This is a genomic window from Rhizobium aethiopicum (genome assembly GCF_900094625.1).
GTDB classification, from domain to species: domain Bacteria; phylum Pseudomonadota; class Alphaproteobacteria; order Rhizobiales; family Rhizobiaceae; genus Rhizobium; species Rhizobium aethiopicum.
In genome coordinates this window covers 385,295-411,399 of sequence record NZ_FMAJ01000001.1, presented here as the reverse complement: position 1 = coordinate 411,399, position 26,105 = coordinate 385,295, and the positions used below count along the sequence as shown (strand labels likewise).

The window sequence follows — 26,105 nt, the reverse complement described above, 5'->3', positions numbered from 1 at the left end:
GCAACCGCCCTGCGGCAAGTCTCAGGTGGTGACGCCGATTTCGGCGAGGCGGCCGAGGCAGGCCTCTTCGATATTGTCGAGTTCCGTCAGCGTGTCGTCTATGTCCTTGCGCTTCTGGCGAAGGTCTTCACGCTTCTCGTCGACGCGCTTCATCAGCAGCTTCAGCTGGCCGAGCTCGCCTGGCGGTTCCTTGTAGACCTGGATGATCTCGCGGATCTCCGCGATGGTGAAGCCGATCCGTCGTCCGCGCAGGATTTCTCCGATGAGCCGTCGGTCCGCCGGACGGAAGAGACGGGTGCGCCCTCGCCGCTCCGGATGGATCAGTCCCTCGTCTTCGTAGAAGCGGAGCGTGCGCGTCGATACACCGAATTCGCGCGTGAGCTCCGTTATGCTATAATATTTGTTCACCGGCATGTGTTCCCCGTCGTCGAACCGGCAATAATATTGACTTTTACGTAATAGTCAATTTCGACGATCCGTCAGATGCCGAACCACCACGTGGCAATGCCGAGAAAGGCGAAGAAGCCGGTACAGTCGGTTACCGTCGTGACGAACACCGACGAGGCGATCGCCGGGTCCGCTCCCATCTTGTCGAGCAGCAGCGGCAGCAGGATGCCGGCAAGCGCGGCCGCCATCAGATTGATGATCATCGCCGCCGCGATCACACCGCCGAGCTGATAGTCTTGGAACCAGGTGCCGGCGATAAGGCCCATGATCGTGGCGAAGACGGCGCCGTTGAGGATGCCGACGCCGGCCTCCCTGCGGATGATGCGGCCGGCATTGTAGATGTCGAGATCGCGGGTGGCGAGCGCGCGCACCGTCACCGTCATCGTCTGCGTGCCGGCATTGCCGCCCATCGACGCGACGATCGGCATCAGCACCGCAAGCGCGATCATCTTCTCGATCGAGGCGTCGAACAGGCCGATGACGCTGGCCGACAGCATCGCCGTGCCGAGATTGATCAAAAGCCACAGGAAACGTGAGCGCGCCGTCGAGATCACATTGTCGGACAGCTCTTCGTCGCCGACGCCGCCGAGGCGCTTGATGTCCTCGTCCGCCTCTTCGTGGATGACGTCGACGACGTCGTCGATGGTCAGCACGCCGACCAGCCGGCCGTTCTCGTCGACGACGGCAGCCGAAAGAAGGTCGTATTGTTCGAAGAGCTGGGCGGCCTCCTCCTGGTCCATCTCGGCGGGAACCGGGTGATTGGTCTCACGCATGATCTGCTCGATCTTCGTCTGCCGCTTGGTGCGCAGGATCTGATCGAGATCGACGGCGCCGAGCAGCTTGAAGGTCGGATCGATGACGAAAATCTGCGAGAAGGAATAGGGCAGATCCTCCTCGTCGCGCATGTAGTCGATCGTCTGTCCCACAGTCCAGAACGGCGGCACGGCGACGAACTCGGTCTGCATGCGGCGTCCGGCCGAGCTTTCGGGATAGTCGAGCGCCCGGCGCAGCCGCACCCGCTCGGTAAACGGCAGCTGGGCGAGGATTTCTTCCCGGTCCTCCTTGTCGAGGTCTTCGAGAATGTAAACGGCATCGTCCGAATCGAGCTCGCCGATGGCGGCCGCAATCTGCTCGTTCGGCATCTGATCGACGATCTCGCGGCGGATCGCCTCGTCGACCTCGGTCAGCGCCGTCATGTCGAAGTCTTCGCCGAGCAGGCGCACCAGCGCCAGGCGCTGATCCGGCTGGATCGATTCGAGCAGGTCGCCTATCTCGGATTCATGCAGGCGGGCGACATTCCCGCGCAGGAACAGCGTATCGCGATCGGCGATCGCGGCGCCGACGAGCGCCAGGAAATCGCCGCGGACATTGCCGTCCTCGTCGTAGATATCCGCTTCCTCGTCATCGCGCCGGCGAATGCGGTCTTCCGTGTCGGTCATTTGCCGCCCTCGCACCTGGTTCGAATTTAAACGACTGCCGCGCCGCATTCGCAAATGTCGGCCGAAAATACATTGTCAACAAACGGATAAGAGAATCCCGCGCGAAGCGCCCGCAGTCGGAATCCTTGGCCCCTGCTAGCTCAAAGCATGCCTGTGGTAAAGCGCCAAACCGTGCTTCCTGATGACAATGCCTGCGGCCGGCGATAGTTTCCCGTCGTTTGAAAGAGAGGGAGCCCGCTTCATGCCCATCCGGCCGATCCTGCGTTATCCGCATCCGGGCCTGAAGACCGTCTGCGCGCCGGTGACGGCCTTCGATGCGTCGCTGGCAGCACTTGCCGACGACCTGCTGGCGACGATGCGCGCAGCCCCCGGCGTCGGCATCACCGCCGCCCACATCGGCGTCTTCCTCCGGGTCACGGTGCTGGAGCTCAAACGAGCCGACGGTGTGCGACTCTACGTCAATCCGGAGATCACCTGGATGTCGCAGGAGACCATGACCCATGCCGAAGGCAGCGTCTCCATGCCCGGCGCGACCGACGAGGTCACACGCCCGCAGGCGATCCGCTTTCGCTATCAGGATGCCGCAGGCGTCATGCACGAGGAAGCCGCCGAAGGTTTCCTCGCGGTCTGCATCCAGCACGAGGTCGACCAGCTCGATGGCATCTTTTGGCTGCAGCGGCTTTCGCGGCTGAAGCGCGATCGCCTCGTCAAGAAATGGGAGAAAACGCAGGGCTGACAAAACGCCCTGCGCTCCGAACCATTCGCCCCTGTCGGCGTTGTCCCGCAGAGAAACAAGGAGCGACTATAATGGCAAGGATCGGTGACAAGCCCCCGATTTCACGCGAGGCCCCAGCACTTTCCCGTGAAGAAGATTATCGCGATCTGGAGGAACGTAATCTCGATGATGGCTGGCCTTATGCCGACGGCACCGCTGGCAGCGACCCGGCAAACCGCCCCTATGGCGAGACTGCGGCAAATTTCGACAGCGATCCCAACACCGGTTTCCGGATCGATGGCACGGACAAGGACGGCAACGAGAATCGCCTGAAGGATTCGCTCCGTGCTGGTACGATCGACCGCGATGAAAGCGACGAGCTCGAGGCGCGGGTGAACGACGCTATCGAGAACATTCCCGAGGTCGATATCAACAGTATCGAGGTTCACGCGGATGGTCACGTCGTTACCCTGGAAGGCTCGGTCGAGACGATCGGCATTGCCCGCAAGGTCGAGCTCGGCGCGCTTTCGGTCGACGGTGTCCACCATGTCCGCAACAAACTGCAGCTTACCGGTGTCGATGCCCATATCCCGAACGAAGACTGACGCAGGACTGGCAGATGGCGATCATCGACGGGAGGCGAATGTCGCCTCCCGTCCGACCCCGTCTCACATTACCAAAAGTTAACAATTTCAGATTGCAGCAAGAAGGCGCGATCTCCCGCCTGTATTGTTAGACTGCTGCCGTAACGAGAACGTCAGATTCAGCGACAACTCCGTGATTTCATTTGAACAAAATGCCGCAGCCCAGCGCCATTCAGTTCACAAAATTGCCTCAATTGACGCGCGAAAATCCTATTCGCCGGGGATGGTTTATGTTGTTGAATGCAACAACAGATTGAGGAGAAGAAACCATGCGCATCAAATTTGCCCTCGCCGCATCCCTGTTTGCCGTCAGCCTTGCAGGCGCTGCTTTCGCCCAGCCGGCCTATTCCGATGACTACACCAACGACAGCGATGGCTTTGCGCCCTCCAAGATGGCGCAGCCTGCCCCCGTCCACTATAGCAACAACCGCAAGGCTCCCGCTTATTCCAGTGATTACACCAATGACAGCGACGGCTTCGCCCCGGTTGCCATGACGGGATCTGGGGTCGACAAGACAGCGACCGCGAGCATCAAGCCCCTGCCGCCTTGCCACAGCATGGTCGGCCCGAGCGGCTCCCACACCAAAGGTGCCGACAGTGGTGCCTCACGCACCGAAGCCTGCCGCGCAACGCATTGATCGTCCATAAAGCGCGATCGCAACGAAGGGCCGTAGTACGGCCCTTTTTCGTTCAGCTGTCCCAGCTGTGGCCGGGCACGGGCTGAGTTCCTGCGTCGCTGCATTCTCGCGTACTTCGGGGAAATGAAGACATAAAAAAACCTCGTGGAACCAAACGGTCACGAGGGTTTTTTAACAATTTTGGTGCGGTCGAGAAGACTCGAACTTCCACGGGTTGCCCCACAGCGACCTCAACGCTGCGCGTCTACCAATTCCGCCACGACCGCATCGTGGTAGGCCGATTTGCGTCGGCGGGGCAGCATGTAGCAAAAGCATTTGGGGTGCACAAGGGCGATATGACAGTTTTTTTGAAAACCTGTCACGGCATTTGAATTGGCCAGAAAACGGGTCCATATACGTCTCCTGCCGCCCCTATTTCCTCAGGCATCCGGGTCAAGCGGCAAGGAATCGCCATGCTTCGCACAGATCTCGAATTTTCCATGCTCCCGAAACTCGGCACAGGCCCGGTGCGCTGGCGCATCACCGATGGGTTCGTTGCCTATGAGGAGGCGGTGCAGACGATGGAGCGCGAGGTGGGGGCGATCGCAGAAGGTGGCGACGAGCTGGTCTGGCTCGTCGAGCATCCGCCGCTTTATACCGCCGGCACCAGCGCCAATGCGGCCGACCTCGTCCAGCCGGACCGCTTTCCGGTCTTTGCGACCGGACGCGGCGGTGAATATACCTATCACGGACCCGGTCAGCGCGTCGCCTATGTCATGCTCGACCTGAAGCGGCGGCGCCAAGACGTACGCGCCTTCGTCGCCGCTCTCGAGGATGTCGTCATCCGCACGCTCGACATGATGAATGTGCGCGGCGAGCGGCGCGAGGACCGCGTCGGCGTCTGGGTGCGCCGTCCGGAAAAGCCGTTGCTGCCCGACGGGTCGATGGCCGAAGACAAGATCGCCGCCCTCGGCATCCGGCTGCGCAAATGGGTAACCTTCCACGGCTTGTCACTCAATGTCGATCCCGATCTCGATCATTTCAGCGGCATCGTGCCCTGCGGAATATCGGCCCATGGTGTCACCAGCCTCGTCGATCTCGGCCTCCCTGTCATGATGGCGGATGTGGACGTCATGCTGCGCGCCGCTTTCGAGACGGTTTTTGGTGAAACGGTGAACGACGCCTGACGTTTGCGAGGTTCCCGGGGCTTGCTTTGCCCGGCTTTCCCATGATTGATGGACGTCTTTCCCACAAGAATCGGCAGCCATGTCAGAGCCCCATCGAAACTCCCTGCAGGGCATGGCCATCATGTCCGGCGCGATGTTCATCCTGCCGACCATGGATGCCATCGCCAAATATATGGCGACCTTCGAGGCCATGTCGCCGGGTCAGGTCACCTTCTATCGCTTCTTCTTCCAGATCGCCTGCACCCTGCCGATTCTCTTCGCGCTTTTCGGGCTCAAGGCGCTTTCGGCCAAGCGGCCATGGATGAACCTGCTGCGCGGCGTGCTGCACGGGGCTGCGAGCCTGCTGTTCTTCGTCGCCGTCAAATACATGCCGCTTGCCGATGTCTTTGCCATCTATTTCGTCGAGCCCTTCATGCTGACCGCAATGTCGGCGCTGTTTCTCGGGGAGAAGGTCGGCTGGCGGCGTTGGATGGCGATCGTCATTGGTTTCGGCGGCGCGATGATCGTCATTCAGCCGAGCTATGAGATTTTCGGCCTGAAGGCGCTGCTGCCGGTAGCCTGCGCCTTTCTTTTCTCGCTGTATCTGTTCCTCAATCGCGCAATCGGCGAGGCCGATTCGCCGCTCACCATGCAGACGATGGCAGGCATCGGCGGAACGATCTTCATGGCGGCCGCCCTTCTCGTCGGCAGCAGCGCCGGCAACGAGGATTTCGCCATTTCCCTGCCCTCCTCCGGCCTCGGCCTTGCGTTGCTTGTCGCCCTCGGCTCGATCTCCGGATATGCCCACATGCTGGTGGTCCGGGCTTTCCGGCTTGCACCGCTGTCGCTGCTGGCGCCGTTCCAGTATTTCGAGATCATCTCGGCCACTGTGCTCGGCTATGCGCTTTTCAACGACTTCCCGAGCTTTTCCAAGTGGATCGGCATTTTCATCATTGTCGCATCCGGCCTCTTCATCATCTGGCGCGAGCGGCTGCAGGCGCGATCGCTAAAATCTTCGTGACTTGGGGAACATCGGGTTAACGCCTTTTCTTGAGGGATCGTCAATTCGCGGACGATAAAACTGTCGCCGGTTTCATGATGAAGCCTGGAGTTAAAACATGAGCGAATTCCGTCTCGCTTTTCCGGCCTGTGTCGTGGCCGGCAAGCATCGGCTGACGGCCGAAGACATCGTGCTGCTGCGTAAACATGCCTTCCCAGAGGGGATCCGGACATCCCAGGATGTCGTTGCAATGTTGGCGCTCAACAATTCCTGTCCCGAAAAATGTGCCGAGTGGAACGCTTTCTTCGTGGAGCAGATCGCCGGTTTCGTCGTCCATTACACCTATCCGCAGGGCTCGCTTGATGACGTCAACGTTGCCTGGATCAGGCGCATGTTCACGACCGACGGCGTCGTCAACTCGGCGCTGGAACTCGAGCTCATTCTCCACGTCATGGAGATTTCAGCCGATGTCCCGGGTGAATTGAGAGCGCTTGCCCTCGACCAGCTTCGCCTGGCGATCAGCGACGGCATCGGCGGCTACAAGCTGTCGCGCGCCGTCGACCGCAAGAGCATCACCCGCCAGGACGTCGATTTTACCATGCGCATCTTCAGAAGCATTCTCGAAGGCGGCGTCATCGCCGTGTCGCCGGCCGAACATGATGTCCTCCGGCAGATCGAGCAGGCAACGCTGCCAGGCGCCAACCATCCGCACTGGACCGGGATCATGGCCGCCGTCACGCTGCGCGATCGGCCGGAACCGCGGCGCAGCCGGTGGCTACGCATCGTCGACGAAGAGCCCGTCGCTCAAGCCGCCGTCGCCTGACATCTCACGCCCGATTGTGCGTTCCGATGTTTTATGCGTAAAACTCCGGAACGTATTTCTGGGTGGAGTCTCGATGTTCAAGAAAATCCTGATCGCGAATCGCGGCGAGATTGCCTGCCGCGTGATCAAGACCGCGCGTCGCATGGGCATTTCGACCGTTGCGGTCTATTCGGATGCGGATCGGGATGCGCTTCATGTCGACATGGCTGACGAGGCCGTCCATATCGGCCCTGCCGCAGCGTCGGAAAGCTATCTGGTCGCCGAGAAGATCATCGCCGCCTGTAAGGCGACCGGCGCCGAGGCTGTGCATCCCGGTTACGGTTTTCTGTCCGAGCGCGCCTCCTTCTGCGCCGAGCTCGAAAAGCAGGGTATCGTCTTCATCGGCCCGAAGCCGAAGGCCATCAAGGCGATGGGCGACAAGATCGAATCGAAAAAATTCGCCAATGCCGCGGGTGTTTCTACGGTGCCCGGCCATCTCGGCGTCATAGAGGACGCCGCGCATGCGGAAACGATCGCGGGCGGGATCGGTTATCCCGTCATGATCAAGGCGTCCGCTGGCGGCGGCGGCAAGGGCATGCGCATTGCCTGGAATGAGGCCGAGGTGCGCGACGGCTTCGAGCGCGCCCGTTCGGAGGCGAAAAGCTCCTTCGGGGACGATCGCGTCTTCATCGAGAAATTCGTCGTCGAGCCGCGCCATATCGAAATCCAGGTGCTGGCTGACGCGCATGGCAACGTCGTCTATCTCGGCGAGCGGGAATGCTCCATCCAGCGGCGGAACCAGAAGGTGGCCGAAGAGGCGCCCTCACCTTTCCTCGACGAAAAGACCCGCAGAGCCATGGGCGAACAATCGGTGGCGCTGGCGAAGGCCGTTGACTATCAGAGCGCCGGTACCGTCGAATTCATCGTCGACCGCGACCGCAACTTCTATTTCCTCGAAATGAACACCCGTTTGCAGGTCGAGCATCCCGTGACAGAACTGATCACCGGCATCGACCTCGTCGAGCAGATGATCCGAATCGCGTCGGGAGAGCCGCTTAGCTTCGGCCAGGAAGATGTCAGGCTCGATGGGTGGGCAATCGAAAGCCGGCTCTATGCCGAGGATCCCTACCGCAACTTCCTGCCCTCGATCGGCCGGCTGACGCGCTACCGCCCGCCGGCGGAGGGCAGGACGGGCAACATTGTCGTCCGCAACGATACCGGCGTCTTCGAGGGCGCCGAGATCTCGATGTATTACGATCCGATGATCGCCAAGCTCTGCACCTGGGCGCCGACGCGCAGCTCAGCGATCGACGCCATGGGCCGGGCGCTGGACGGCTTCGTCGTCGACGGCATCGAGCACAATGTTCCGTTTCTGGCGGCGCTGATGAAACATCCGCGCTGGCGCGAGGGCCGGCTTTCCACCGGCTTCATTGCCGAGGAATATCCTGACGGCTTTGCGCCGATGAAGCCGGACCGGCAGGAGGAGGCAACGCTTGCCGCCATAGCGCTGTCTGCCTCGCTCATCGAAGCGAACCGCCGCGAAGCTTTCGCCGATCGCCTGCGCGCGGCAGCGGGCGCGCTGCGGGAGCATTGGGTCGTCAAAACAGGCGGAAGCTACGTCGCCGTCCGATTGCTCGACGGCCTCGTCACCATCCCGTTCGAAATGGATATGGAGATCGATGGCGAAAGCCGGAGCGTTGTCTCCGAATGGAGACCCGGTGATCCCGTCTGGAGCGGCAAGGTCGGCGGCCAGGAGATCACCGCGCAGATCCGTCCCGTCCCCAACGGCCTGCGCGTCGACTGGCAGGGACTTTCGGTGACCGCCAAGGTCTTTTCGCCGCGCCATGCGGAACTCGACAGGCTGATGCCGGTGAAGCTGCCGCCCGATACCTCCAAGCTCCTGCTCTGCCCGATGCCCGGCCTCGTCGTGTCCATCGCGGTCGCCGAGGGCCAGGAGGTCAAGGCCGGTGAGACCCTTGCGATCGTCGAGGCGATGAAGATGGAAAACGTCTTGCGCGCCGATCGCGATCTCGTCGTTTCGAAGATCAATGCCGCGGCCGGCGAAAGCCTGGCCGTCGACGCCGTCATCATGGAATTCGCTTGAGCCCAGCTCGCCGGCCATGCCAAGCTCCGCCCGATAAAGCAGTAGGGCACCGACAAATCAGCAGGAGATATGAAGATGGACGTTCGCGCCGCTGTTGCCGTTCAGGCCGGAAAACCGCTGGAAGTGATGACCGTGCAGCTCGACGGGCCGAAGGCCGGTGAAGTGCTGGTGGAGGTCAAGGCGACCGGCATCTGCCATACCGACGATTTCACCCTGTCGGGCGCCGATCCGGAAGGCCTCTTCCCCGCCATTCTCGGCCATGAGGGCGCCGGCATCGTCGTCGATGTCGGCCCGGGCGTGACCTCGGTCAAGAAGGGTGACCACGTCATTCCGCTTTATACGCCGGAATGCCGCGAGTGTTATTCCTGCACGTCCCGCAAGACCAATCTCTGCACCTCGATTCGATCAACCCAGGGTCAGGGCGTGATGCCGGATGGCACCAGCCGCTTCTCGATCGGCAAGGACAGGATCCATCATTATATGGGTTGCTCGACCTTCGCCAATTACACGGTGCTGCCGGAGATTGCGCTCGCCAAGATCAACCCCGACGCCCCCTTCGACAAGGTCTGCTACATCGGCTGCGGCGTCACCACAGGCATCGGCGCCGTCATCAACACCGCCAAGGTGGAGATCGGATCGACCGCCATCGTCTTCGGCCTCGGCGGCATCGGCCTGAACGTGTTGCAGGGCTTGCGGCTTGCCGGCGCCGACATGATCATCGGCGTCGATATCAACCCGGACCGCAAGGCCTGGGGCGAGAAGTTCGGCATGACGCATTTCGTCAATCCGAAAGAGGTCGGCGACGACATCGTGCCCTATCTGGTCAACATGACCAAACGCAATGGCGACCTGATCGGCGGCGCCGACTACACCTTCGACTGCACCGGCAACACGAAGGTGATGCGCCAGGCGCTGGAGGCCAGCCATCGCGGCTGGGGCAAGTCGGTGATCATCGGCGTGGCCGGCGCCGGCCAGGAAATCTCGACTCGGCCGTTCCAGCTGGTGACCGGCCGCAACTGGATGGGCACTGCCTTCGGCGGCGCACGCGGCCGCACCGACGTGCCGAAGATCGTCGACTGGTACATGCAGGGCAAGATCCAGATCGATCCAATGATCACCCACACCATGCCGCTCGAAGACATCAACAAGGGCTTCGAGCTGATGCACAAGGGCGAAAGCATCCGCGGCGTGGTGGTGTATTAATGACTGCAGCCAACTATCGGGTCGATCTGAGGAGCTTCGATGAGCTCTCTGCGCGAGAGCTCTACGACCTCCTCAGGGTGCGCGTTGATGTTTTCGTCGTCGAGCAGAACTGCCCGTATCCGGAACTCGATGGCAAGGATATCGATGCTCTGCATCTGCGGCTGCTGGAGGGCACCCAACTCCTGGGCGCGGTGCGAATCCTGAAACCCTACGAGCCGCAGGATCCGTCGAAGATCGGCCGCGTCGTCGTCTCGCCTGCCCATCGAGGCAAGCGGCTGGGCGACGCATTGATGCGCGAAGCGATCACCGCCTGCGAGCGGCTTTATCCGAAGAATCCGATCGCCTTGTCGGCGCAGGCCCATCTGCGCCGCTTCTACGAATCCTTCGGCTTTGTCGGAACCTCGCAGGAATATCTGGAAGACGGCATTCCCCATATCGATATGATCAGACAGTCGGCCAGTGAGCCGGCATGAGGATATCGCCATGATCTATGTCGACGCCGATGCCTGCCCGGTCAAGCCGGAAATCCTGAAGGTGGCCGAACGCCACGGTCTCGAAGTCACCTTCGTCGCCAATTCCGGGCTGCGCCCGTCGCGCGATCCGATGGTCCAAAACGTCATCGTCTCCAACGCCTTCGATGCCGCCGACAACTGGATCGCCGAACGCGCCGGCGCGGGTGACGTCGTCGTTACCGCCGACGTGCCGCTTGCCGTGCGCTGCGTCGCGACCGGCGCCTTCGTCAGCGGCCCCACGGGACGTGTCTTCGACGAGACCAATATCGGCATGGCGAGCGCCATGCGCGATCTCGGCGCGCATCTGCGCGAAACCGGCGAGAGCAAGGGTTACAACGCCGCCTTCAGCCCGAAAGACCGCTCGCGTTTCCTTGAAACCTTCGACCGCCTCTGCCGCCGTGCCAAGAACCTTTCCAGCGGACAGCCATGATCTCTTCCGGAAGCCGGCAAGAAACGGGTGGAATGGTGGTCGAGGCGATTCCTACCTTGAAGACAGCCGTTCCCTCACTGATATAGGCACTATCGCAGACGACTGCGGCATCCCCAGGATGCAACCGTCGCGGGGACGGCCTCGCTCTGACAAGGAGAGTCGCATGGCCTGGTTTCTGCTTTTTCTCGCCGGTCTTTTCGAATGTGGCTGGGCGATCGGCCTTAAATACACAGATGGTTTCACGCGGCCGCTGCCGACAGCGCTGACCGTCATATCGATGGTCGTCAGCATCGTGTTGCTCGGTCTGGCGGTGAAGCACCTGCCGATCGGCACCGCCTATGCGGTCTGGACCGGCATCGGCACGGTCGGCACCGTGATCCTGGGAATCTGGCTGCTAGGTGACCAGGCAAGTGTCTCCCGCCTTGCCTGCACCACGCTGATCGTCGCCGGCATCGCCGGCCTCAAACTCACCGCCTGATCCCGGAAATGCTGCGGGGCGCCGAAGCGTCCCGCAATCAATGTCCGTTTCAAGCCGTCTTGCGGTTATCGACCGCCAAAGCGCCGGGACCGGAGAAGCAAAGGTAGAGGAAGACGAAGCAGAACAGGATCGCGGCGTCGCCCTGGTTGACGGCCGGGAAGAAGCTGTTCGGGGCATGCGCCATGAAATAGGCAACCGCCATTTGCCCAGCCAGCAGGAAGGCGACCGGACGCGTCAGCAGACCGACGAGAATGAGGAGACCGCCGACAAGCTCGAGAAGCGCGGCGAAAAGCATCAGCGGCGACAGCGAGCCGGCCATCTGCGACGCCGGGAAACCGAAAAGCTTCATCGTACCATGCTCGATAAATAGCAGTGCAGTGATGATTCTGAGAGCGGCCAACCCATAGGGGCGATAGGCGGAAAGACGCTCGAAACTTGACATTAAACCTCTCCTTTAAAAGTATAAGAGCCGAGCGTTAGCTTGTCTTCGGCAAGGATTGAAGACACGGATCACTGACGGCCGTTCACTTTTTCGACAGGATGTAAACACCTGAGCGCACGGCTTTATTCGCGGGAAAATATCAAAGCGGAATGTTGTCGTGTTTTTTCCAGGGATTGGCGAGATCCTTGTTGCGCAGCATCCTCAGGCCGCGCGCCAGCCGCCGCCGGGTCGAATGCGGCATGATCACCTCGTCGACATAACCGCGCTCTGCGGCGACGAAGGGCGAGAGGAACCTGTCCTCGTACATTTTCGTGTGGGAAGCAATCTTCTCCGGATCGGCGATATCCTTGCGGAAGATGATCTCGACCGCGCCCTTGGCGCCCATCACGGCGATCTGCGCCGTCGGCCAGGCATAATTCAGGTCCCCCCGCAGATGTTTTGACGCCATCACGTCATAGGCGCCGCCAAAGGCTTTCCTGGTAATGACGGTGAGCTTCGGCACCGTCGCCTCCGCATAGGCGAAGAGCAGCTTGGCGCCATGCTTGATCAGGCCGCCATATTCCTGTGCCGTGCCCGGCAGAAAGCCCGGCACGTCGACGAAGGTGATGATCGGAATGTTGAAGCAGTCGCAGAAACGCACGAAGCGAGCGGCCTTGCGCGAGGCGTCGCTGTCGAGCACGCCCGCCAGCACCATCGGCTGGTTGGCGACGAAGCCGACGGTAGAGCCTTCGACGCGGCCAAAGCCGCAGACGATGTTTTTGGCGAAGCTCTCCTGGATTTCGAAGAAATCTCCTTCGTCCGCGACCTTACGGATCAGTTCCTTGATATCGTAAGGCTTATTGGCGCTGGCCGGCACCAGCGTATCCAGCGAACTATCGGTGTCGGTCACCGACTGGTAACATTCGATCTCAGGCAGCGGCGATGTGTTCGATTGCGGCAGGAAATCGATCAGCCGGCGCACCTGCAGGAGCGTATCGACATCATTGTCATAGGCGCCGTCGGCGATCGACGAGCGTGTCGTGTGTACCGTGGCGCCGCCCAGCTCCTCAGCCGTCACAGTCTCGTTGGTCACGGTCTTCACCACGTCCGGACCGGTCACGAACATGTAGGAAGTATCGCGCACCATGAAGATGAAATCGGTCATGGCAGGCGAGTAGACGTCGCCGCCGGCGCAGGGGCCCATGATGACCGAGATCTGCGGAATGACGCCAGAGGCGAGCACATTGCGCTGGAAGACCTCGGCATAACCGCCGAGAGCGGCAACCCCTTCCTGGATGCGCGCGCCGCCAGCATCGTAAATGCCGACGATCGGCGCGCGGTTCTTCAGCGCCATGTCCTGCACCTTCATGATCTTCTCGGCATGCGCTTCCGAAAGCGAACCGCCGAAGACGGTGAAATCCTTGGCGAAGACGAAGACCGTACGGCCATTGACCGTACCCCAGCCGGTGACGACGCCGTCACCGGCGATACGGCTCTTGTCCATACCGAAATCGGTCGAGCGGTGTTCGACGAACATGTCGAACTCCTCGAAGGAGCCCTCGTCGAGGAAAAGGTCGATGCGCTCGCGCGCCGTCAACTTGCCGCGCTTGTGCTGAGCATCGATGCGCTCCTTGCCGCCACCGAGACGGGCGACGCCGCGGCGGCGTTCGAGTTCCTCGAGAATTTCCTTCATGCGATCTCCCCTCGCCGCTCTCGCGGCTCGATATGCGTTAGCGGCTGCGGCCGCTGAGCGAGAAAACCGAGCGAATCCGTGCGGCGACGTCCTCGGCCATAATATCGTCGGCAAGCTTGGGATCGGCGGCCATACTGGTCACGTCGAAGGCGCTGACGGCGATGACCGAACCGTCCTCGACCGAAGCCGCGTCGACGCTGATCTTGGCGACATTGCGGTCCTTCTGGAAGCCCAGTCCCTTCTGGATCGAAACCACGCGGATCGTCAGCACCACGCGGGGCAGCACGGTGTCGCGCATGGTGGCATTGATCGCGGCATTGACGCGGTCGTTGACACCGGCAAGCAGCTCGGCCGGAATGTTCGGGCCGGAGAGAACGACGGCGCTGCGAACATCGTAGAGCGGCGCCTCCGGCTTGTTGGCCGAGAGGCTGACGCAGGCCGTGAGCGCAATACAGACAAGTGCGGCCCGGCAAAAACACGACCTCAGCCAATTCATTGCAAAATCCCGCACGCCCCATTGGAGTCGCAGATTTCGTCATAATGCCCGGGAAGGCAATATGTTTCAGGCGCTTAGGGCGAAAAAAACATCCGCTGCGGCTTTGAACTCGACAAAGCGCTTGGCCCGCCGCTCCTCGGCCTCCTCGTCGCTTCCCCAATGCTCGATCGTCCAGTCCTCGTCGAGATGGGCGAGCGACCACGCCTCTTCCATAGTCACCCGGCCTTCGGCGAAGGCAAGCGCCAGGATCGCCGATCCGGTCAGCGTCGTGATCGTGTGGAGGGCCGCGAGCGCCATGGGGCTCTGATGGCGCGCGAGGGTGACGGCGAAGGCGGCGGTCGCCTCACGCGGCTGTTCGTGATGCATTATGCCCTCGATGAGGATGAAGCGGGCGCCAAGATCGTTGGCGGCCCAGTCGATGATCGGATCCCAGCGCTCGGCCTGGCGCTCGACCAGCCGTTCCGGCCCTTCGGCGCGGTAGCAGATGAGGTCGGTCGAGGAAAAGCGCAGTATGTCCTCGAAGATCGCCTGCGTATTGGTAGCGATACCGTCGATTGCGGTGTTGACGAGCCTCGTCACCGGCATGGTGGCCGGGTCGATGACCTCCGCCTGCGCCTGCCATTCGGCGGCAACGAGCCGGGCAAGCGCCTCTGTCGGCACGGCGAGAGCCAGCCGTGCAGGCGTGCGCACCAGCTTGCCATCGAGGGTGATCGCAAAGCCGCCCTCGTGCTCGACGGTTGCGACCTCGGTGTAGAAACGCTTCGGCAGCGGCTTCTTCATCTGGATCTGCGCGCGGCGAATGGGATCGGGATGGCTCAAGCCTTCGGAAAGATCGTTCAGAAGATCGCGCATGGCGTCACCTCAGGAAAAATGGCGCAATATCTCGTTCGGATGGTAGGCGATCGCATCGGCGCCGTTGGCGATCAACTCATCCACGCTGGCATAGCCCCAGGCAACGCCGATCGCCTTGGCGCCGGCAGCCTTTGCCATCTGCATATCGTAAACCGCATCGCCGATGACAATGGTGTCGGCGGCATTCATGCCTGTTTCGTCACAGCATTCCGTCACCATGGCCGGATGCGGCTTGGAGGGACAATCGTCGGCAGTGCGCGCAACGACGAAATGCCTGTCGAATCCGTGCGTCTCCATCACCAGATTAAGCCCGCGCCGCGACTTGCCGGTCACCGCCCCGATCAGCAGATCCTCGCGGCCGCTGATCGTATCGATCATCTCACGGATGCCGGCAAACAGCGGCTCCTTGTAGTCGAGATCCCTGCGCACGACCGTAAACAGCGATTTGTAATGCGCTGTCATGTCGATGTCTTCCTGCTCGACATGCGGCCTGCCCTGCATGCGGGCGATCGCGATATCCAGCGACAGGCCGATAATGGCCTTGGTGTCCTCAAACCGCGGTTCCGCCTTGCCGAACTCCTCGAAGGTGCGGCGCATGGTTTCGTGGATCAGCCCGGCACTGTCGACCAACGTGCCGTCGCAATCGAAAAGCGCAAGTTTCATGCTTCATCGTCCAGAATGGGCGCCGAATTTTCATCGAAGCCGAGCAGGTTCCAGCTCTGCACCATATGCGGCGGCAGAGGCGCGGTCACTCGTAGCCTGCCGCCCGAGGGATGCGGGATGTCGATGTGGCGGGCGTGCAGATGCAGCCGCTTCTGGATGCCGCCGGGAAAATCCCAGTTCGGATCATCGTCGAAATATTTGGGATCGCCGATGATCGGATGACCGATGTGCAGGGCATGGACACGAAGCTGGTGCGTGCGCCCGGTATAGGGCTCCATCTCCAGCCAGGCGAGACGCTGCGCCGCCGTCTCGACGATGCGGTAGTAGGACACTGCATGATCTGCCCCGTCCTCACCATGCTTGGCAATCCGCATGCGGTCGCCGTCAGCCGTAGGCTCCTTGACGAGCCAGGTCGAGATCTTGTCTTCGCGCTTGCGCGGCACGCCTTTCACGAGAGACCAATAGGTTTTCTTCGTATCTCGCTCGCGAAAAGCGGCTGTCAGCTTCTGTGCCGCACCCCGGGTGCGGGCGATGACGAGCACGCCTGACGTATCGCGGTCGAGGCGGTGGACGAGCCGCGGCTTTTCGCCCTTCGGGCTGGTCCAGGCCTCTAGCATCTGATCGATATGCCGGGCAACGCCGGAGCCGCCCTGCACGGCAAGGCCGGGCGGCTTATTGAGGACGATCACCTTTTCGTCTTCGTGCAGCACCATGCGCGACAGGAGGTCGAAATCCGTGGAATGTTTGAGATCCTTGCCGGCGATCGGTCCGGTTTTCAACTTGGTGTCTACATCGAGCGGCGGCACGCGCACCGTCTGGCCGGGCTGCACGCGTGCATCCGATTTCACCCGTCCGCCGTCGACGCGGACCTGACCGGAGCGCAGGAGCTTTTGTAGCGGCCCGAATCCGAGCCCGGGAAAATGCACCTTGAACCAGCGATCGAGCCGCATCCCCGCCTCGTCAGGTTCAACCTTGATATGTTCTATGCCAGCCATGAATAGTCTTTCGGAAATTGCAGCGCGGGCCAAGCCGGCGTTCTTGCCGCAGCCTTAGAGCATTTTCATCCAAAACGGAAACCGGAATCAGACCAAAGCACGCATGATGGCGAGGCCGGCGAACACCGCCGCCATAGAAAGACCGACGCTGGCTGCTATGTAGACGCCGCCGGCGACGGTATTGCCGCCCTCAAACAGAGAGATGGCGTCGAGCGAAAAGGCCGAGAACGTGGTGAAGCCTCCGAGGAAGCCGGTGATGAGCAGCAGCCGCAATTCGATCGAGGCGTTGAACCTTCGCGCGATCAATTCGGCGAAGACGCCGATGACAAAGCAGCCGACGACATTGACAGCGAGAGTCCCCCAGGGAAAGGCCGGGCCCATGAGCCTCAGCGCCCATTTGCCGACGTAATATCTGAGAACGGAACCAATGGCGCCGCCGACGGCGACGAGGAGAGCCTGGATCATGGCGGATATCCGAGTTTGAGAGCGCAACTGATCGTGACGGAATAAATTCTTTTAATTCAGTAAAATGCCGCCGGTTTTCTTATGCCGGCGCCAAGAACCTGTCGATACTGTGCCGGCATGACCCAGCTCCTGTCCATTTCGGCAAGCACAGCCGCCATTGCCTTGGAAACGCTGAGAATACCGCAGCGTGTTGCCACGAGCACCGCCGCGCGCGACTCGCGCCGTCTCGCCGACCGGCAGTTGAAGGCCGAAGGCACCGAAGGAATCGACGATCCCTCCAGCATCATCCAATCGACCGAAGTGGCGCTCGACCTGATGGAGAGGGGCAATCGCCAGCCCCAGGCAGGCCTCAAGCAGGCACTGCAATCCTACGAGGACGTCTGAGGCAATCCCCTTCGCAGCGAAAAGCCCGCCTCGCGGGCTTTTCTGCGTCAACCAACCCGTGCTCACTTGCCTTGTGCCGAAAGTACTTGCAGCACCAGGTCGACCTGCCCGGCCTTTTCGAAGGTCAGCGTCACCGGCACCGTATCGCCCTGCCTGAACGGCGTCTTTACCTTCTGGAACATCAGATGCAAATTGCCGGGCTCGAGCTTGATCGTTTCGCCCGCGGCAATGACGATGCCGTCCTTCAGTTGGCGCATCCGCATGACATTGTCCTTGGTCACCATCTCATGGATCTGAACCTCGCCTGATGCAGGCGACGACACCGATACCAGGCGATCATCCATCATGCCGTCGTTCTTCACTGTGAAAAAACCACCGCCGACCGGTTGGCCGGGCAGCATTGCCTTGGCGAAGGCGCCCGAGATTTCGAGATCGCCGGCCTTGACTGGTTCGCCCGCCGGCGCGGCAGCCGTCATACCGGTCATATCCATGCCGGCCATGTGGTCGTGGTCATGCCCGTGGCCGTCGCCCGCAACGATCTTCAGGAGCGGCGCCGGGCTTTCGAGGTCATGCGCGTCTCCGCCTTCCCCAGCCACCTGATCCCAAGCCTGGGCAGCGTCACCGCACATCTGCGTTACCGGGAAGGCGAGCGAGCTGCCGGCCTCGACGCCGGAAACCTTACCCTGGATGACGAAGGTATCGTAGAAATCGTCTGAGAGATTGCCGTTCTTCCAGCGCACCTCGATCGCGCCCGCCTTCACCTTGTCGCCGTGGTTGTCGTAGGTCTTCTGGTAATCGCCTTTGACCACATCGAGCTCCCAGCCCGCTTTCGGCTGCGGCTTGGCGAAGACGAAGCCTTCCGGCAGCTTGACCCGCACTTCCGTTGTCGCCTTGCCGTCGCAGCCATGCGGCACCTGCAGCGTCGCGAGAATGGTGCTTTCCTGTGCTGCCTGCTTGTCGAGGAAGCTCACATGCGCCTCGGCGCCGGCCACGGCGGTGGCCGAAAGAAGCGCGGCGAGTGCCAAAGTCTTGATAGTTTGCGTGTTGATCGGTTTCATCGAATATCTCCTCGCCGGCCGCGGCACGTCTCGCAGGCGGACCGGCATGTTGCATTAGGATTGCGGAGGAAGATCAGACGGAGATCGGAGGCGCGCGGGAATTCGGCCGGCTGACGGCGCCCACCCCGGCGATCGCCGCGGTTTCGATCGGTGAATTGGTCAGCGAGACGAGCTTGTGCTCGAGCCAGGAACCCGCATCCGGCGTCGGCAGGATCACCGAGGCCGACAGCCGGCAGGCTTCGCAATTCGGCTTGAAGGCGACGGTCTTGCCGTCGGCCTCCTTCACGGTGACGCAGAGCGAGGCAAAGGTGCCATCTGGCAGCATATAGGCCGCGGCATCATAACCATCGGAAGCGACAGCCTGCGGCGCCTGATGGGCAAATCCGAGCAAAAGCAGACTGAAGGCGCAAAGCATGCGCAGGAAGAGCGTCGCTTTCAGTCCAGTCCGCCGCATGATATCCCCTTCAACAGCATGTCGCGATAGCCGTTTTCCCTGTCGAATGCAAAAGCAGATTTGCCGCAGATAGCGGCCTGCCGTGAATATGGCGACAAAAATTTGTCAGGTCACGACATTTGGCCTTGCCAAGCGCTGCGCCCGCCGGATAATTGCGGCCAACCCTGTTGGGAGAATCCGGTGCTTCTACCACCGGTGCCGAAGGAGCAACCGCCCCGGAAACTCTCAGGCCAAAGGACCAGCAAGGGGGCAGACGGAACTCTGGAGAGAAGCGTTCGCGAAACGCTCGCCGAAGGGATAACAATCTCAGGCAAAGGGACAGAGGGGGCTCAGGAGAGAGGCGCAGTCGCGCCTTCAGATTTGAGCCCGCGCCTTGGCAACAAGGCGCGAACCCCGGAGGCGTCGTTTGGACGATACTGCTGCCCTGAAGAAAACCCCGCTGCATGCCCTGCATCTTTCGCTCGGCGCCCGCATGGTGCCGTTTGCGGGTTACGACATGCCGGTGCAATATCCGGCGGGCGTCATGAAGGAACATCTTCATACCCGCACCGAGGCCGGCCTGTTCGACGTCTCCCATATGGGCCAGGTCATCGTGAAGGCGAAATCGGGAAGTTATGAGGATGCGGCGCTGGCGCTCGAAAGCCTGGTGCCCGTCGATATTCTCGGTCTCGCCGAAGGCCGCCAGCGCTACGGCTTCTTCACCGACGATACCGGCGGCATTCTCGACGATCTGATGATAACTCATGTTGACGACCACCTTTTCGTCGTCGTCAACGCGTCCTGCAAGGAGGCCGATCTCGCTCATCTGCAGGCCCATATCGGCGACCAGTGCGATATCACCCTTTTGAATCGCGCGCTGATCGCGCTGCAAGGACCGCGCGCGGTCGAGGTTCTCGCTGAACTCTGGGCCGACGTCGCGGCTATGAAATTCATGGACGTGCGCCACTGCCGCCTGCACGACGTTTCCAGTCTGGTCTCGCGCTCCGGCTATAGCGGCGAGGACGGCTTCGAAATCTCGATTCCATCAGACAAGGCCGTGGATGTCACCATGCGCTTGCTCGAACATCCCGACGTTCAGGCGATCGGCCTCGGCGCCCGTGACTCCCTGCGCCTCGAAGCTGGGCTCTGCCTCTATGGCAACGATATCGACACCACCACCTCGCCGGTCGAGGCAGCCCTGGAATGGGCCATGCAGAAGGCGCGGCGCGGCAATGGTGCGCGCGCCGGCTGCTTCCCCGGCTCCGGCCGCATCCTCTCCGAACTCGAAAACGGCGCCGCCCGCCGCCGCGTCGGCCTGAAGCCGGAAGGCAAGGCGCCGGTACGCGGCCATGCCAAGCTTTACGCCGATGCCGAGGGCAAGACCGAAATCGGCGAAGTCACATCAGGCGGCTTCGGCCCCAGCGTCGAAGGTCCCGTCGCGATGGGCTATCTGCCGGTCTCCCATGCGGCGGTGGGCACCCAGGTCTATGCCGAACTGCGCGGCAAGTTCCTGCCCGTCACCGTCGCCGCCTTGCCCTTCGTTACGCCGACCTACAAACGCTGAAACCCCATTTCCGAAAGGATTTTTCCATGCTGAAATTCACCGCTGAACATGAATGGCTCGAATTCGACGGCGATGTCGCAACCGTTGGCATCACCGCCTATGCCGTCGAACAGCTGGGCGATCTCGTCTTCGTCGAACTGCCCGAAGTCGGCAAGAGCTTTGCGAAGAACGACGATGCCGCAACGGTCGAATCCGTCAAGGCAGCCTCCGAGGTCTATTGTCCGCTCGACGGTGAGATCACCGCTGTCAACGACGCAATCGTTGCCGATCCCTCGCTCATCAACTCCGATCCTCAAGGCGCCGGCTGGTTCTTCAAGCTGAAGCTCAAGAACCCCTCCGATGCCGACGGCCTGCTCGACGAGGCCGCCTACAAGGAGCTCACCGCGTAATGACGACGCCGACCGAATTCCAGTTCACCGACTATCAGCCCTACGATTTCGCCAATCGCCGTCATATCGGCCCCTCGCCGTCCGAAATGACCGACATGCTGAAGGTGATCGGCTATAACAGCCTCGACGGCTTGATCGATGCGACGCTGCCGCCCGCCATCCGCCAGAAGGCGCCGCTCGTCTGGGGCGCGCCGATGACCGAGCGCGAGGCGCTCGACAAGCTGCGCGAGACCGCCAACAAGAACAAGGTGCTGGTCTCGCTGATCGGCCAGGGTTACTACGGCACGATCACGCCGCCTGTCATTCAGCGCAACATCCTGGAAAACCCGGCATGGTACACGGCCTACACGCCTTACCAGCCGGAGATCAGCCAAGGCCGCCTGGAAGCGCTCCTGAACTACCAGACGATGATTTGTGACTTGACCGGCCTCGACGTCGCCAACGCTTCGCTGCTCGACGAGGCGACCGCCGCCGCCGAAGGCATGGCGATGGCCGAGCGCGTCTCCAAGTCGAAGGCGAAGGCCTTCTTCGTCGACGCCGACTGCCATCCGCAGACCATCGCCCTCATCCGCACCCGCGCCGAGCCGCTGGGATGGAGCGTCATCGTCGGCAATCCCTTCACCGATCTCGATCCCGTCGATGTCTTCGGCGCGATTTTCCAGTATCCGGGCACGCACGGTCATGTGCATGACTTCACCGGCCTGATCTCCCGCCTGCACCAGACCGGCGCCATCGCCGTCGTCGCTGCCGACATTCTGGCGCTGACGCTGCTGAAATCGCCTGGCGAGATGGGCGCCGACATCGCCGTCGGCTCCTCGCAGCGTTTCGGAGTGCCGGTCGGTTACGGCGGCCCGCATGCAGCCTTTATGGCGGTCAAGGATGCTATCAAGCGTTCCATGCCCGGCCGTCTCGTCGGCGTGTCCGTCGACGCCCGCGGCAACCGCGCCTATCGCCTGTCGCTGCAGACCCGCGAACAGCATATCCGCCGCGAAAAGGCGACGTCGAACATCTGCACCGCTCAGGTGCTGCTCGCCGTCATGGCCTCCATGTACGCCGTCTTCCACGGTCCGAAGGGCATCAAGGCCATCGCCCAGCAGGTGCATCAGAAAGCCGTGCTGATGGCCAAGGGCCTGGAGATGCTCGGCTACAAGGTCGAGCCCGAAAGCTTCTTCGATACGATCACCGTCGATGTCGGCCATATGCAGGGCCTGATCCTGCGCGCCGCCGTCGCCGAGGGCGTCAATCTGCGCAAGGTCGGCGAGACAAAGATCGGCATGTCGCTCGACGAGCGCACGCGGCCTGCAACATTGGAAGCGGTCTGGCGTGCCTTCGGCGGCAATTTCACTATTGCCGATTTCGAGCCGTCCTATCGCCTGCCGAAGGGACTGCTGCGCACCAGCGATTACCTCACCCATCTGATCTTCCACATGAATCGCGCCGAAAGCGAGATGACCCGCTACATCCGCCGGCTCTCCGACCGCGATCTGGCGCTCGACCGCTCGATGATCCCGCTCGGCTCCTGCACGATGAAGCTGAATGCAACGGCGGAAATGCTGCCGATCACCTGGCCGGAATTTTCCGATATCCATCCTTTCGTGCCATCAGACCAAGCGCTCGGCTACCGCGAAATGATCGACGACCTGACGGAAAAGCTCTGCGCCGTCACCGGCTACGACGCCTTCTCGATGCAGCCGAATTCCGGGGCTCAGGGCGAATATGCCGGCCTGCTGACGATCCGCAACTACCATATCGCCAATAACGAGGGTCATCGCGACGTCTGCCTGATCCCGACCTCGGCGCATGGCACCAATCCGGCCTCGGCGCAGATGGTCGGCATGAAGGTCGTCGTCGTCAAGGTGCGCGAAAACGGTGACATCGATCTGGATGATTTCCGCGCCAAGGCTGAGGAGCATGCGGCTAATCTCTCCTGCTGCATGATCACCTATCCCTCGACGCACGGCGTGTTCGAAGAGACGGTCAAGGAAATCTGCGACCTCGTGCACAAGCACGGTGGTCAGGTTTATCTCGACGGCGCCAACATGAACGCCATGGTCGGCCTGTCCCGCCCTGGCGACATCGGCTCTGACGTCTCCCACCTCAACCTGCACAAGACCTTCTGCATTCCGCATGGCGGCGGCGGCCCCGGCATGGGCCCGATCGGCGTCAAGGCGCATCTGGCGCCCCACCTGCCCGGCCATCCCGAGACGGACGGCCGTGCGGGTGCGGTTTCGGCCGCCGCTTTCGGTTCGGCCTCGATCCTGCCGATCTCCTGGAGCTACTGCCTGATGATGGGCGGCGAAGGTTTGACGCAGGCGACCAAGGTGGCGATCCTCAACGCCAACTATATCGCCGCCCGGCTGAAGGGTGCTTACGACGTGCTCTACAAGTCGAAGACCGGCCGTGTCGCGCATGAATGCATCATCGACACGCGTCCGCTGGTCGACAGCGCTGGCGTCACCGTCGACGATGTCGCCAAGCGCCTGATCGACTGCGGCTTCCATGCCCCGACCATGAGCTGGCCTGTTGCCGGCACGCTGATGATCGAGCCGACGGAAAGCGAGACGAAGGCCGAGCTCGACCGCTTCTGCGAGGCGATGCTGGCGATCCGCGAGGAAGCCCGCGCCATCGAGGAAGGTCGCATGGACAAGACCAACAACCCGCTGAAGAACGCCCCGCACACGGTGGAAGATCTCGTCGGCGAATGGGATCGGCCCTATAGCCGGGAACAAGCCTGCTTCCCGCCCGGCGCCTTCCGTGTCGACAAATACTGGTCTCCGGTCAACCGCGTCGACAATGTCTATGGCGACCGCAACCTGATCTGCACCTGCCCGCCGGTCGAGAGTTATGCGGAGGCTGCGGAGTAGCATCTCGGCAAGCCCCTCCCGCCAGTGCGGGAGGGGCAGCCTGCAGTTCGGCCTTTCAATCACCGCACGGCCCGACCCGACGCAGCCATTCCGAGCACACGGTTCAAATTTAACCTTTCTTAGCAAGTCTCTGTTAGCAATTGGAAATGGGCGGGTTCCATTCATCATGGATATTGCCGTCGACCTCTGTTTTGCGTGCAGGTTCTTATGCGTCCATCGGCTGTGCCAGCAATTCTCCTCGCCACCCTGATCCTGTCGGGCTGCGCCGCCAGCTCCGGCGCCGAAGATGTGCTCACCCCTGTGGCGTCGGCGGAAACGACCAATGCGATCACCAAACCGAACGGCCCGATACCGGCTGCGGTCGTGGGCGATGCTGCCCCGCAGACCGGCGCGCCGCAGCAGGCGTTAAGTTGGACCGGGCCAGTTCCTGGGCCGCAGGCGCTCGTGCCTTCAGACGAGGCCGTCGGCATGCCGATGCCGACGGAACGGCCCGTCGCGATGCTCATGCCCGACAATCCGGGGATCGACCCCGATGCCGGACCGAAATCGCCGACGCGCTCAAGAATTTACGGCCACCGCTTCCGTGATGCCAAGCCGATCAACTTCGGCAGGACTTCGCCGAGAAAGCTTGCCGTGCATGGTGTCGACGTGTCGCGCTGGCAGGGTGAGATAGATTGGGAAACGTTGCGCAAACAGGGCGCAAACTTCGTTTACATCAAGGCCACGGACGGCGGCGACCACCTTGACCCGATGTTCAAGAAGAACTGGCGCCGCGCCAGGGAAGCCGGCCTGAAACACGGCGCCTATCACTTCTTCTACTGGTGCCGAACGGCCGGCGAGCAGGCCGACTGGTTCATCCGCAACGTGCCGAAGGAAGCCAACGCGCTTCCGCCGGTCATCGATGTGGAATGGAACGGTGAGTCGAGCTGCAGCCAAAGAATCTCCCGCAAGCGCGTTCTGGAGAAAATGCAGGTATTCCTGGACAAGGTGGAACGCCACTATGGCCAGCGCCCGATCATCTATACCGCACCGGACTTCTACCGCGACAATTTGAGGGGAGAACTGCTCAACTATCCCTTCTGGCTGCGCTCGGTCGCCGCCCATCCCTCCAAGGTCTATCCCGGCCGCAAGTGGGTCTTCTGGCAGTATTCCGGCTCCGGCCTCTCCGACGGCGTCGACGGCAAGATCGATCTCAACGTCTTCAACGGCAATGAAAGCGATTGGCACGACTGGGTGGCGTCGCGATAGCACTCCGGTTCATCGCCGTGCCGCCTTCCTGTCTCAGTCCGGAACAGGTCTGGCGGCGTGACCGCGCGCCTGCAGATCTTTGCTAACGCAACACCTTCAACATTCCCTAAGCCATTGCGCCTACAAGGGACCCATTCAGATCTCGAGGAAACGGCTGATGAGCATCTCCGGCATCACCAACATTGCTCTTACGGGAATGCGGGCGCAGACGACGCGGATGGGCGCAATCGCCGACAAACGTCGCAAACAGCAGTACGCCCGATTACGCAAGGCTGACTACCAGCCTCACTTCGACTGAACCAGGCGTCCAAGCCAACATTGAGCCGACGACCTCGGGTGTCGATCTGGCTTCAGAACTCACCGACCTGCTCGAAGCCCAGCAGAGCTACAAGGCAAATGCCGTGGTCTTCGAAACCGGCGCCGACATGTGGGAAATGCTCATGAGCATCAAGCGCGACTGATCACGCCGATAGCTTGTCAGAGTTTGGCTGGCGCAGAGTTTTGGCCAGCCTCACTGTATGTCAGGAATGCGCCGGCTCGCTCTGGCGCTGTGCGGCAAGGGCCGCGAGATCGGCTGGCTTCAGCTCGACGGATTCGCCGCAGCCGCAGGCCGATGTCTGGTTCGGATTGGTGAAGGTGAAGCCGGAGCGCAGCGTCGTCTGCTCGAAGCCCATTTCGGTGCCCAGCAGGTAAAGCACGGCTGAGGGTTCGACCCAGACCCTGGCGCCGTCACGCTCGATCAGATCGTCCTTGGCATTCGGCTCGGTCACCAGATCGATGGTATATTCCATCCCGGCGCAGCCGCCCTTCTTGATGCCGACCCGCACACCCTTGGCTTCCGGCCCGGAATTCTCGACGATCGCCTTGACGCGGGCCGCAGCCCCGTCCGTCATGCTCATCACTGCAAAGCCCATCGGCTTCATCTCCTTCCGCAACCGGGGTCAAGATCCGGTGCTTCGTGAATCAAATGTAGTCGCCCGAGGTAAACGGATCAATACCGCGCGGGGTACTGCGTACTAGCGC

General features: G+C 61.7%; 28 protein-coding genes, 1 tRNA gene, 1 pseudogene and 2 riboswitches. Of the genes and pseudogenes, 17 read left to right on the top strand and 13 right to left on the bottom strand.

Annotated elements, in window-relative coordinates:
• Nucleotides 1-21: 21 nt before the first annotated feature.
• Nucleotides 22-414, bottom strand: coding sequence for a MerR family transcriptional regulator (locus GA0061105_RS02085; RefSeq protein WP_011425479.1), 393 nt, complete (start codon nucleotides 412-414; stop codon nucleotides 22-24).
• Nucleotides 415-479: 65 nt separating this feature from the next.
• The gene (mgtE, locus tag GA0061105_RS02080) at nucleotides 480-1,886 is read right to left on the bottom strand and encodes a magnesium transporter (RefSeq protein WP_064691697.1); all 1,407 of its coding nucleotides are present in this window, start codon (nucleotides 1,884-1,886) and stop codon (nucleotides 480-482) included.
• 241 nt (nucleotides 1,887-2,127) lie between these two features.
• On the opposite strand from mgtE, the gene GA0061105_RS02075 reads away from it, so the two are divergent.
• The 3 genes from GA0061105_RS02075 to GA0061105_RS02065 all read left to right on the top strand — a co-directional run bounded on the left by GA0061105_RS02075 (nucleotide 2,128) and on the right by GA0061105_RS02065 (nucleotide 3,883).
• The gene (locus tag GA0061105_RS02075; protein ID WP_092747680.1) at nucleotides 2,128-2,622 is read left to right on the top strand and encodes a peptide deformylase; all 495 of its coding nucleotides are present in this window, start codon (nucleotides 2,128-2,130) and stop codon (nucleotides 2,620-2,622) included.
• Nucleotides 2,623-2,693: 71 nt separating this feature from the next.
• Nucleotides 2,694-3,206: a BON domain-containing protein gene (locus GA0061105_RS02070; protein WP_092747678.1), complete on the top strand. Its 513-nt coding sequence runs from the start codon at nucleotides 2,694-2,696 to the stop codon at nucleotides 3,204-3,206.
• Between the two features lie 308 nt (nucleotides 3,207-3,514).
• Nucleotides 3,515-3,883, top strand: coding sequence for a hypothetical protein (locus GA0061105_RS02065; protein ID WP_092747676.1), 369 nt, complete (start codon nucleotides 3,515-3,517; stop codon nucleotides 3,881-3,883).
• 181 nt (nucleotides 3,884-4,064) lie between these two features.
• Here the strand turns inward: GA0061105_RS02065 and GA0061105_RS02060 are convergent.
• Nucleotides 4,065-4,149 (bottom strand) — tRNA-Leu (locus tag GA0061105_RS02060).
• 180 nt (nucleotides 4,150-4,329) lie between these two features.
• On the opposite strand from GA0061105_RS02060, the gene lipB reads away from it, so the two are divergent.
• The 8 genes from lipB to sugE all read left to right on the top strand — a co-directional run bounded on the left by lipB (nucleotide 4,330) and on the right by sugE (nucleotide 11,557).
• Complete coding sequence (lipB, locus tag GA0061105_RS02055) at nucleotides 4,330-5,049, top strand: lipoyl(octanoyl) transferase LipB (protein WP_064691701.1); 720 nt, start codon at nucleotides 4,330-4,332, stop codon at nucleotides 5,047-5,049.
• 79 nt (nucleotides 5,050-5,128) lie between these two features.
• The gene (locus tag GA0061105_RS02050; protein WP_092747674.1) at nucleotides 5,129-6,049 is read left to right on the top strand and encodes a DMT family transporter; all 921 of its coding nucleotides are present in this window, start codon (nucleotides 5,129-5,131) and stop codon (nucleotides 6,047-6,049) included.
• Nucleotides 6,050-6,146: 97 nt separating this feature from the next.
• Complete coding sequence (locus GA0061105_RS02045) at nucleotides 6,147-6,851, top strand: hypothetical protein (protein WP_092747672.1); 705 nt, start codon at nucleotides 6,147-6,149, stop codon at nucleotides 6,849-6,851.
• 73 nt (nucleotides 6,852-6,924) lie between these two features.
• Complete coding sequence (locus tag GA0061105_RS02040) at nucleotides 6,925-8,934, top strand: acetyl-CoA carboxylase biotin carboxylase subunit (protein ID WP_092747670.1); 2,010 nt, start codon at nucleotides 6,925-6,927, stop codon at nucleotides 8,932-8,934.
• Nucleotides 8,935-9,009: 75 nt separating this feature from the next.
• A complete protein-coding gene (locus tag GA0061105_RS02035; RefSeq protein WP_092747668.1) occupies nucleotides 9,010-10,137 on the top strand; it encodes an S-(hydroxymethyl)glutathione dehydrogenase/class III alcohol dehydrogenase in 1,128 nt (375 codons plus the stop codon).
• Nucleotides 10,137-10,610 (top strand): GNAT family N-acetyltransferase, encoded by a 474-nt coding sequence (locus GA0061105_RS02030; RefSeq protein ID WP_092747666.1) that lies wholly within the window; start codon nucleotides 10,137-10,139, stop codon nucleotides 10,608-10,610. Before GA0061105_RS02035 ends, GA0061105_RS02030 begins: the two co-directional genes overlap by 1 nt.
• Nucleotides 10,611-10,620: 10 nt before the next feature.
• Nucleotides 10,621-11,079 (top strand): YaiI/YqxD family protein, encoded by a 459-nt coding sequence (locus tag GA0061105_RS02025; protein ID WP_092747664.1) that lies wholly within the window; start codon nucleotides 10,621-10,623, stop codon nucleotides 11,077-11,079.
• Between the two features lie 163 nt (nucleotides 11,080-11,242).
• The gene (sugE, locus tag GA0061105_RS02020; protein WP_064691707.1) at nucleotides 11,243-11,557 is read left to right on the top strand and encodes a quaternary ammonium compound efflux SMR transporter SugE; all 315 of its coding nucleotides are present in this window, start codon (nucleotides 11,243-11,245) and stop codon (nucleotides 11,555-11,557) included.
• Between the two features lie 49 nt (nucleotides 11,558-11,606).
• Here sugE and GA0061105_RS02015 read toward each other — a convergent pair whose 3' ends face one another.
• From GA0061105_RS02015 to crcB, 7 genes are all read right to left on the bottom strand, one after another.
• Nucleotides 11,607-11,999, bottom strand: coding sequence for a DoxX family protein (locus GA0061105_RS02015; protein ID WP_064691708.1), 393 nt, complete (start codon nucleotides 11,997-11,999; stop codon nucleotides 11,607-11,609).
• A gap of 139 nt (nucleotides 12,000-12,138) precedes the next feature.
• The gene (locus tag GA0061105_RS02010) at nucleotides 12,139-13,671 is read right to left on the bottom strand and encodes an acyl-CoA carboxylase subunit beta (RefSeq protein ID WP_064691709.1); all 1,533 of its coding nucleotides are present in this window, start codon (nucleotides 13,669-13,671) and stop codon (nucleotides 12,139-12,141) included.
• Between the two features lie 37 nt (nucleotides 13,672-13,708).
• On the bottom strand, nucleotides 13,709-14,167 hold the full coding sequence (locus GA0061105_RS02005) for a calponin homology domain-containing protein (RefSeq protein ID WP_064691710.1): 459 nt from the start codon (nucleotides 14,165-14,167) through the stop codon (nucleotides 13,709-13,711).
• A 66-nt stretch (nucleotides 14,168-14,233) separates the two neighbouring features.
• Nucleotides 14,234-15,019, bottom strand: a complete 786-nt coding sequence (locus GA0061105_RS02000) for an ATP12 family chaperone protein (protein ID WP_092747662.1) — start codon at nucleotides 15,017-15,019, stop codon at nucleotides 14,234-14,236.
• Between the two features lie 9 nt (nucleotides 15,020-15,028).
• Entirely contained in the window at nucleotides 15,029-15,682 is a 654-nt protein-coding gene (locus GA0061105_RS01995) for an HAD-IA family hydrolase (protein ID WP_092747660.1), read from the bottom strand.
• Complete coding sequence (locus GA0061105_RS01990; RefSeq protein WP_092747658.1) at nucleotides 15,679-16,677, bottom strand: RluA family pseudouridine synthase; 999 nt, start codon at nucleotides 16,675-16,677, stop codon at nucleotides 15,679-15,681. The genes GA0061105_RS01995 and GA0061105_RS01990 overlap by 4 nt, the downstream gene beginning before the upstream one ends.
• 87 nt (nucleotides 16,678-16,764) lie before the next feature.
• Nucleotides 16,765-17,142 carry a fluoride efflux transporter CrcB gene (crcB, locus tag GA0061105_RS01985; protein ID WP_092747656.1) on the bottom strand — a complete coding sequence of 126 codons (378 nt, stop codon included), beginning with the start codon at nucleotides 17,140-17,142 and terminating at the stop codon, nucleotides 16,765-16,767.
• A 117-nt stretch (nucleotides 17,143-17,259) separates the two neighbouring features.
• On the opposite strand from crcB, the gene GA0061105_RS01980 reads away from it, so the two are divergent.
• Entirely contained in the window at nucleotides 17,260-17,526 is a 267-nt protein-coding gene (locus tag GA0061105_RS01980; protein ID WP_092747654.1) for a hypothetical protein, read from the top strand.
• Nucleotides 17,527-17,588: 62 nt separating this feature from the next.
• On the opposite strand, the gene GA0061105_RS01975 is transcribed toward GA0061105_RS01980, so the two are convergent.
• Nucleotides 17,589-18,584 carry a DUF1775 domain-containing protein gene (locus GA0061105_RS01975; RefSeq protein WP_092747652.1) on the bottom strand — a complete coding sequence of 332 codons (996 nt, stop codon included), beginning with the start codon at nucleotides 18,582-18,584 and terminating at the stop codon, nucleotides 17,589-17,591.
• A 73-nt stretch (nucleotides 18,585-18,657) separates the two neighbouring features.
• On the bottom strand, nucleotides 18,658-19,038 hold the full coding sequence (locus GA0061105_RS01970) for a hypothetical protein (RefSeq protein WP_064685471.1): 381 nt from the start codon (nucleotides 19,036-19,038) through the stop codon (nucleotides 18,658-18,660).
• A 158-nt stretch (nucleotides 19,039-19,196) separates the two neighbouring features.
• Nucleotides 19,197-19,289, top strand: a riboswitch (glycine riboswitch).
• Nucleotides 19,290-19,370: riboswitch (glycine riboswitch) on the top strand. It abuts the riboswitch before it with no gap.
• 74 nt (nucleotides 19,371-19,444) lie between these two features.
• On the opposite strand from GA0061105_RS01970, the gene gcvT reads away from it, so the two are divergent.
• The 5 genes and pseudogenes from gcvT to GA0061105_RS01945 all read left to right on the top strand — a co-directional run bounded on the left by gcvT (nucleotide 19,445) and on the right by GA0061105_RS01945 (nucleotide 25,543).
• Complete coding sequence (gene gcvT / locus GA0061105_RS01965) at nucleotides 19,445-20,581, top strand: glycine cleavage system aminomethyltransferase GcvT (protein WP_092747650.1); 1,137 nt, start codon at nucleotides 19,445-19,447, stop codon at nucleotides 20,579-20,581.
• Between the two features lie 26 nt (nucleotides 20,582-20,607).
• A complete protein-coding gene (gene gcvH / locus GA0061105_RS01960) occupies nucleotides 20,608-20,970 on the top strand; it encodes a glycine cleavage system protein GcvH (RefSeq protein ID WP_092747648.1) in 363 nt (120 codons plus the stop codon).
• Nucleotides 20,970-23,834, top strand: a complete 2,865-nt coding sequence (gene gcvP, locus GA0061105_RS01955; RefSeq protein WP_092747646.1) for an aminomethyl-transferring glycine dehydrogenase — start codon at nucleotides 20,970-20,972, stop codon at nucleotides 23,832-23,834. The genes gcvH and gcvP overlap by 1 nt, the downstream gene beginning before the upstream one ends.
• Before the next feature lie 207 nt (nucleotides 23,835-24,041).
• Entirely contained in the window at nucleotides 24,042-25,082 is a 1,041-nt protein-coding gene (locus tag GA0061105_RS01950) for a GH25 family lysozyme (RefSeq protein ID WP_092747644.1), read from the top strand.
• A gap of 157 nt (nucleotides 25,083-25,239) precedes the next feature.
• Nucleotides 25,240-25,543, top strand: a pseudogene (locus GA0061105_RS01945) (flagellar basal body rod C-terminal domain-containing protein).
• Between the two features lie 60 nt (nucleotides 25,544-25,603).
• Here the strand turns inward: GA0061105_RS01945 and sufA are convergent.
• On the bottom strand, nucleotides 25,604-25,996 hold the full coding sequence (sufA, locus tag GA0061105_RS01940; RefSeq protein ID WP_003586280.1) for a Fe-S cluster assembly scaffold SufA: 393 nt from the start codon (nucleotides 25,994-25,996) through the stop codon (nucleotides 25,604-25,606).
• Nucleotides 25,997-26,105 lie beyond the last annotated feature (109 nt).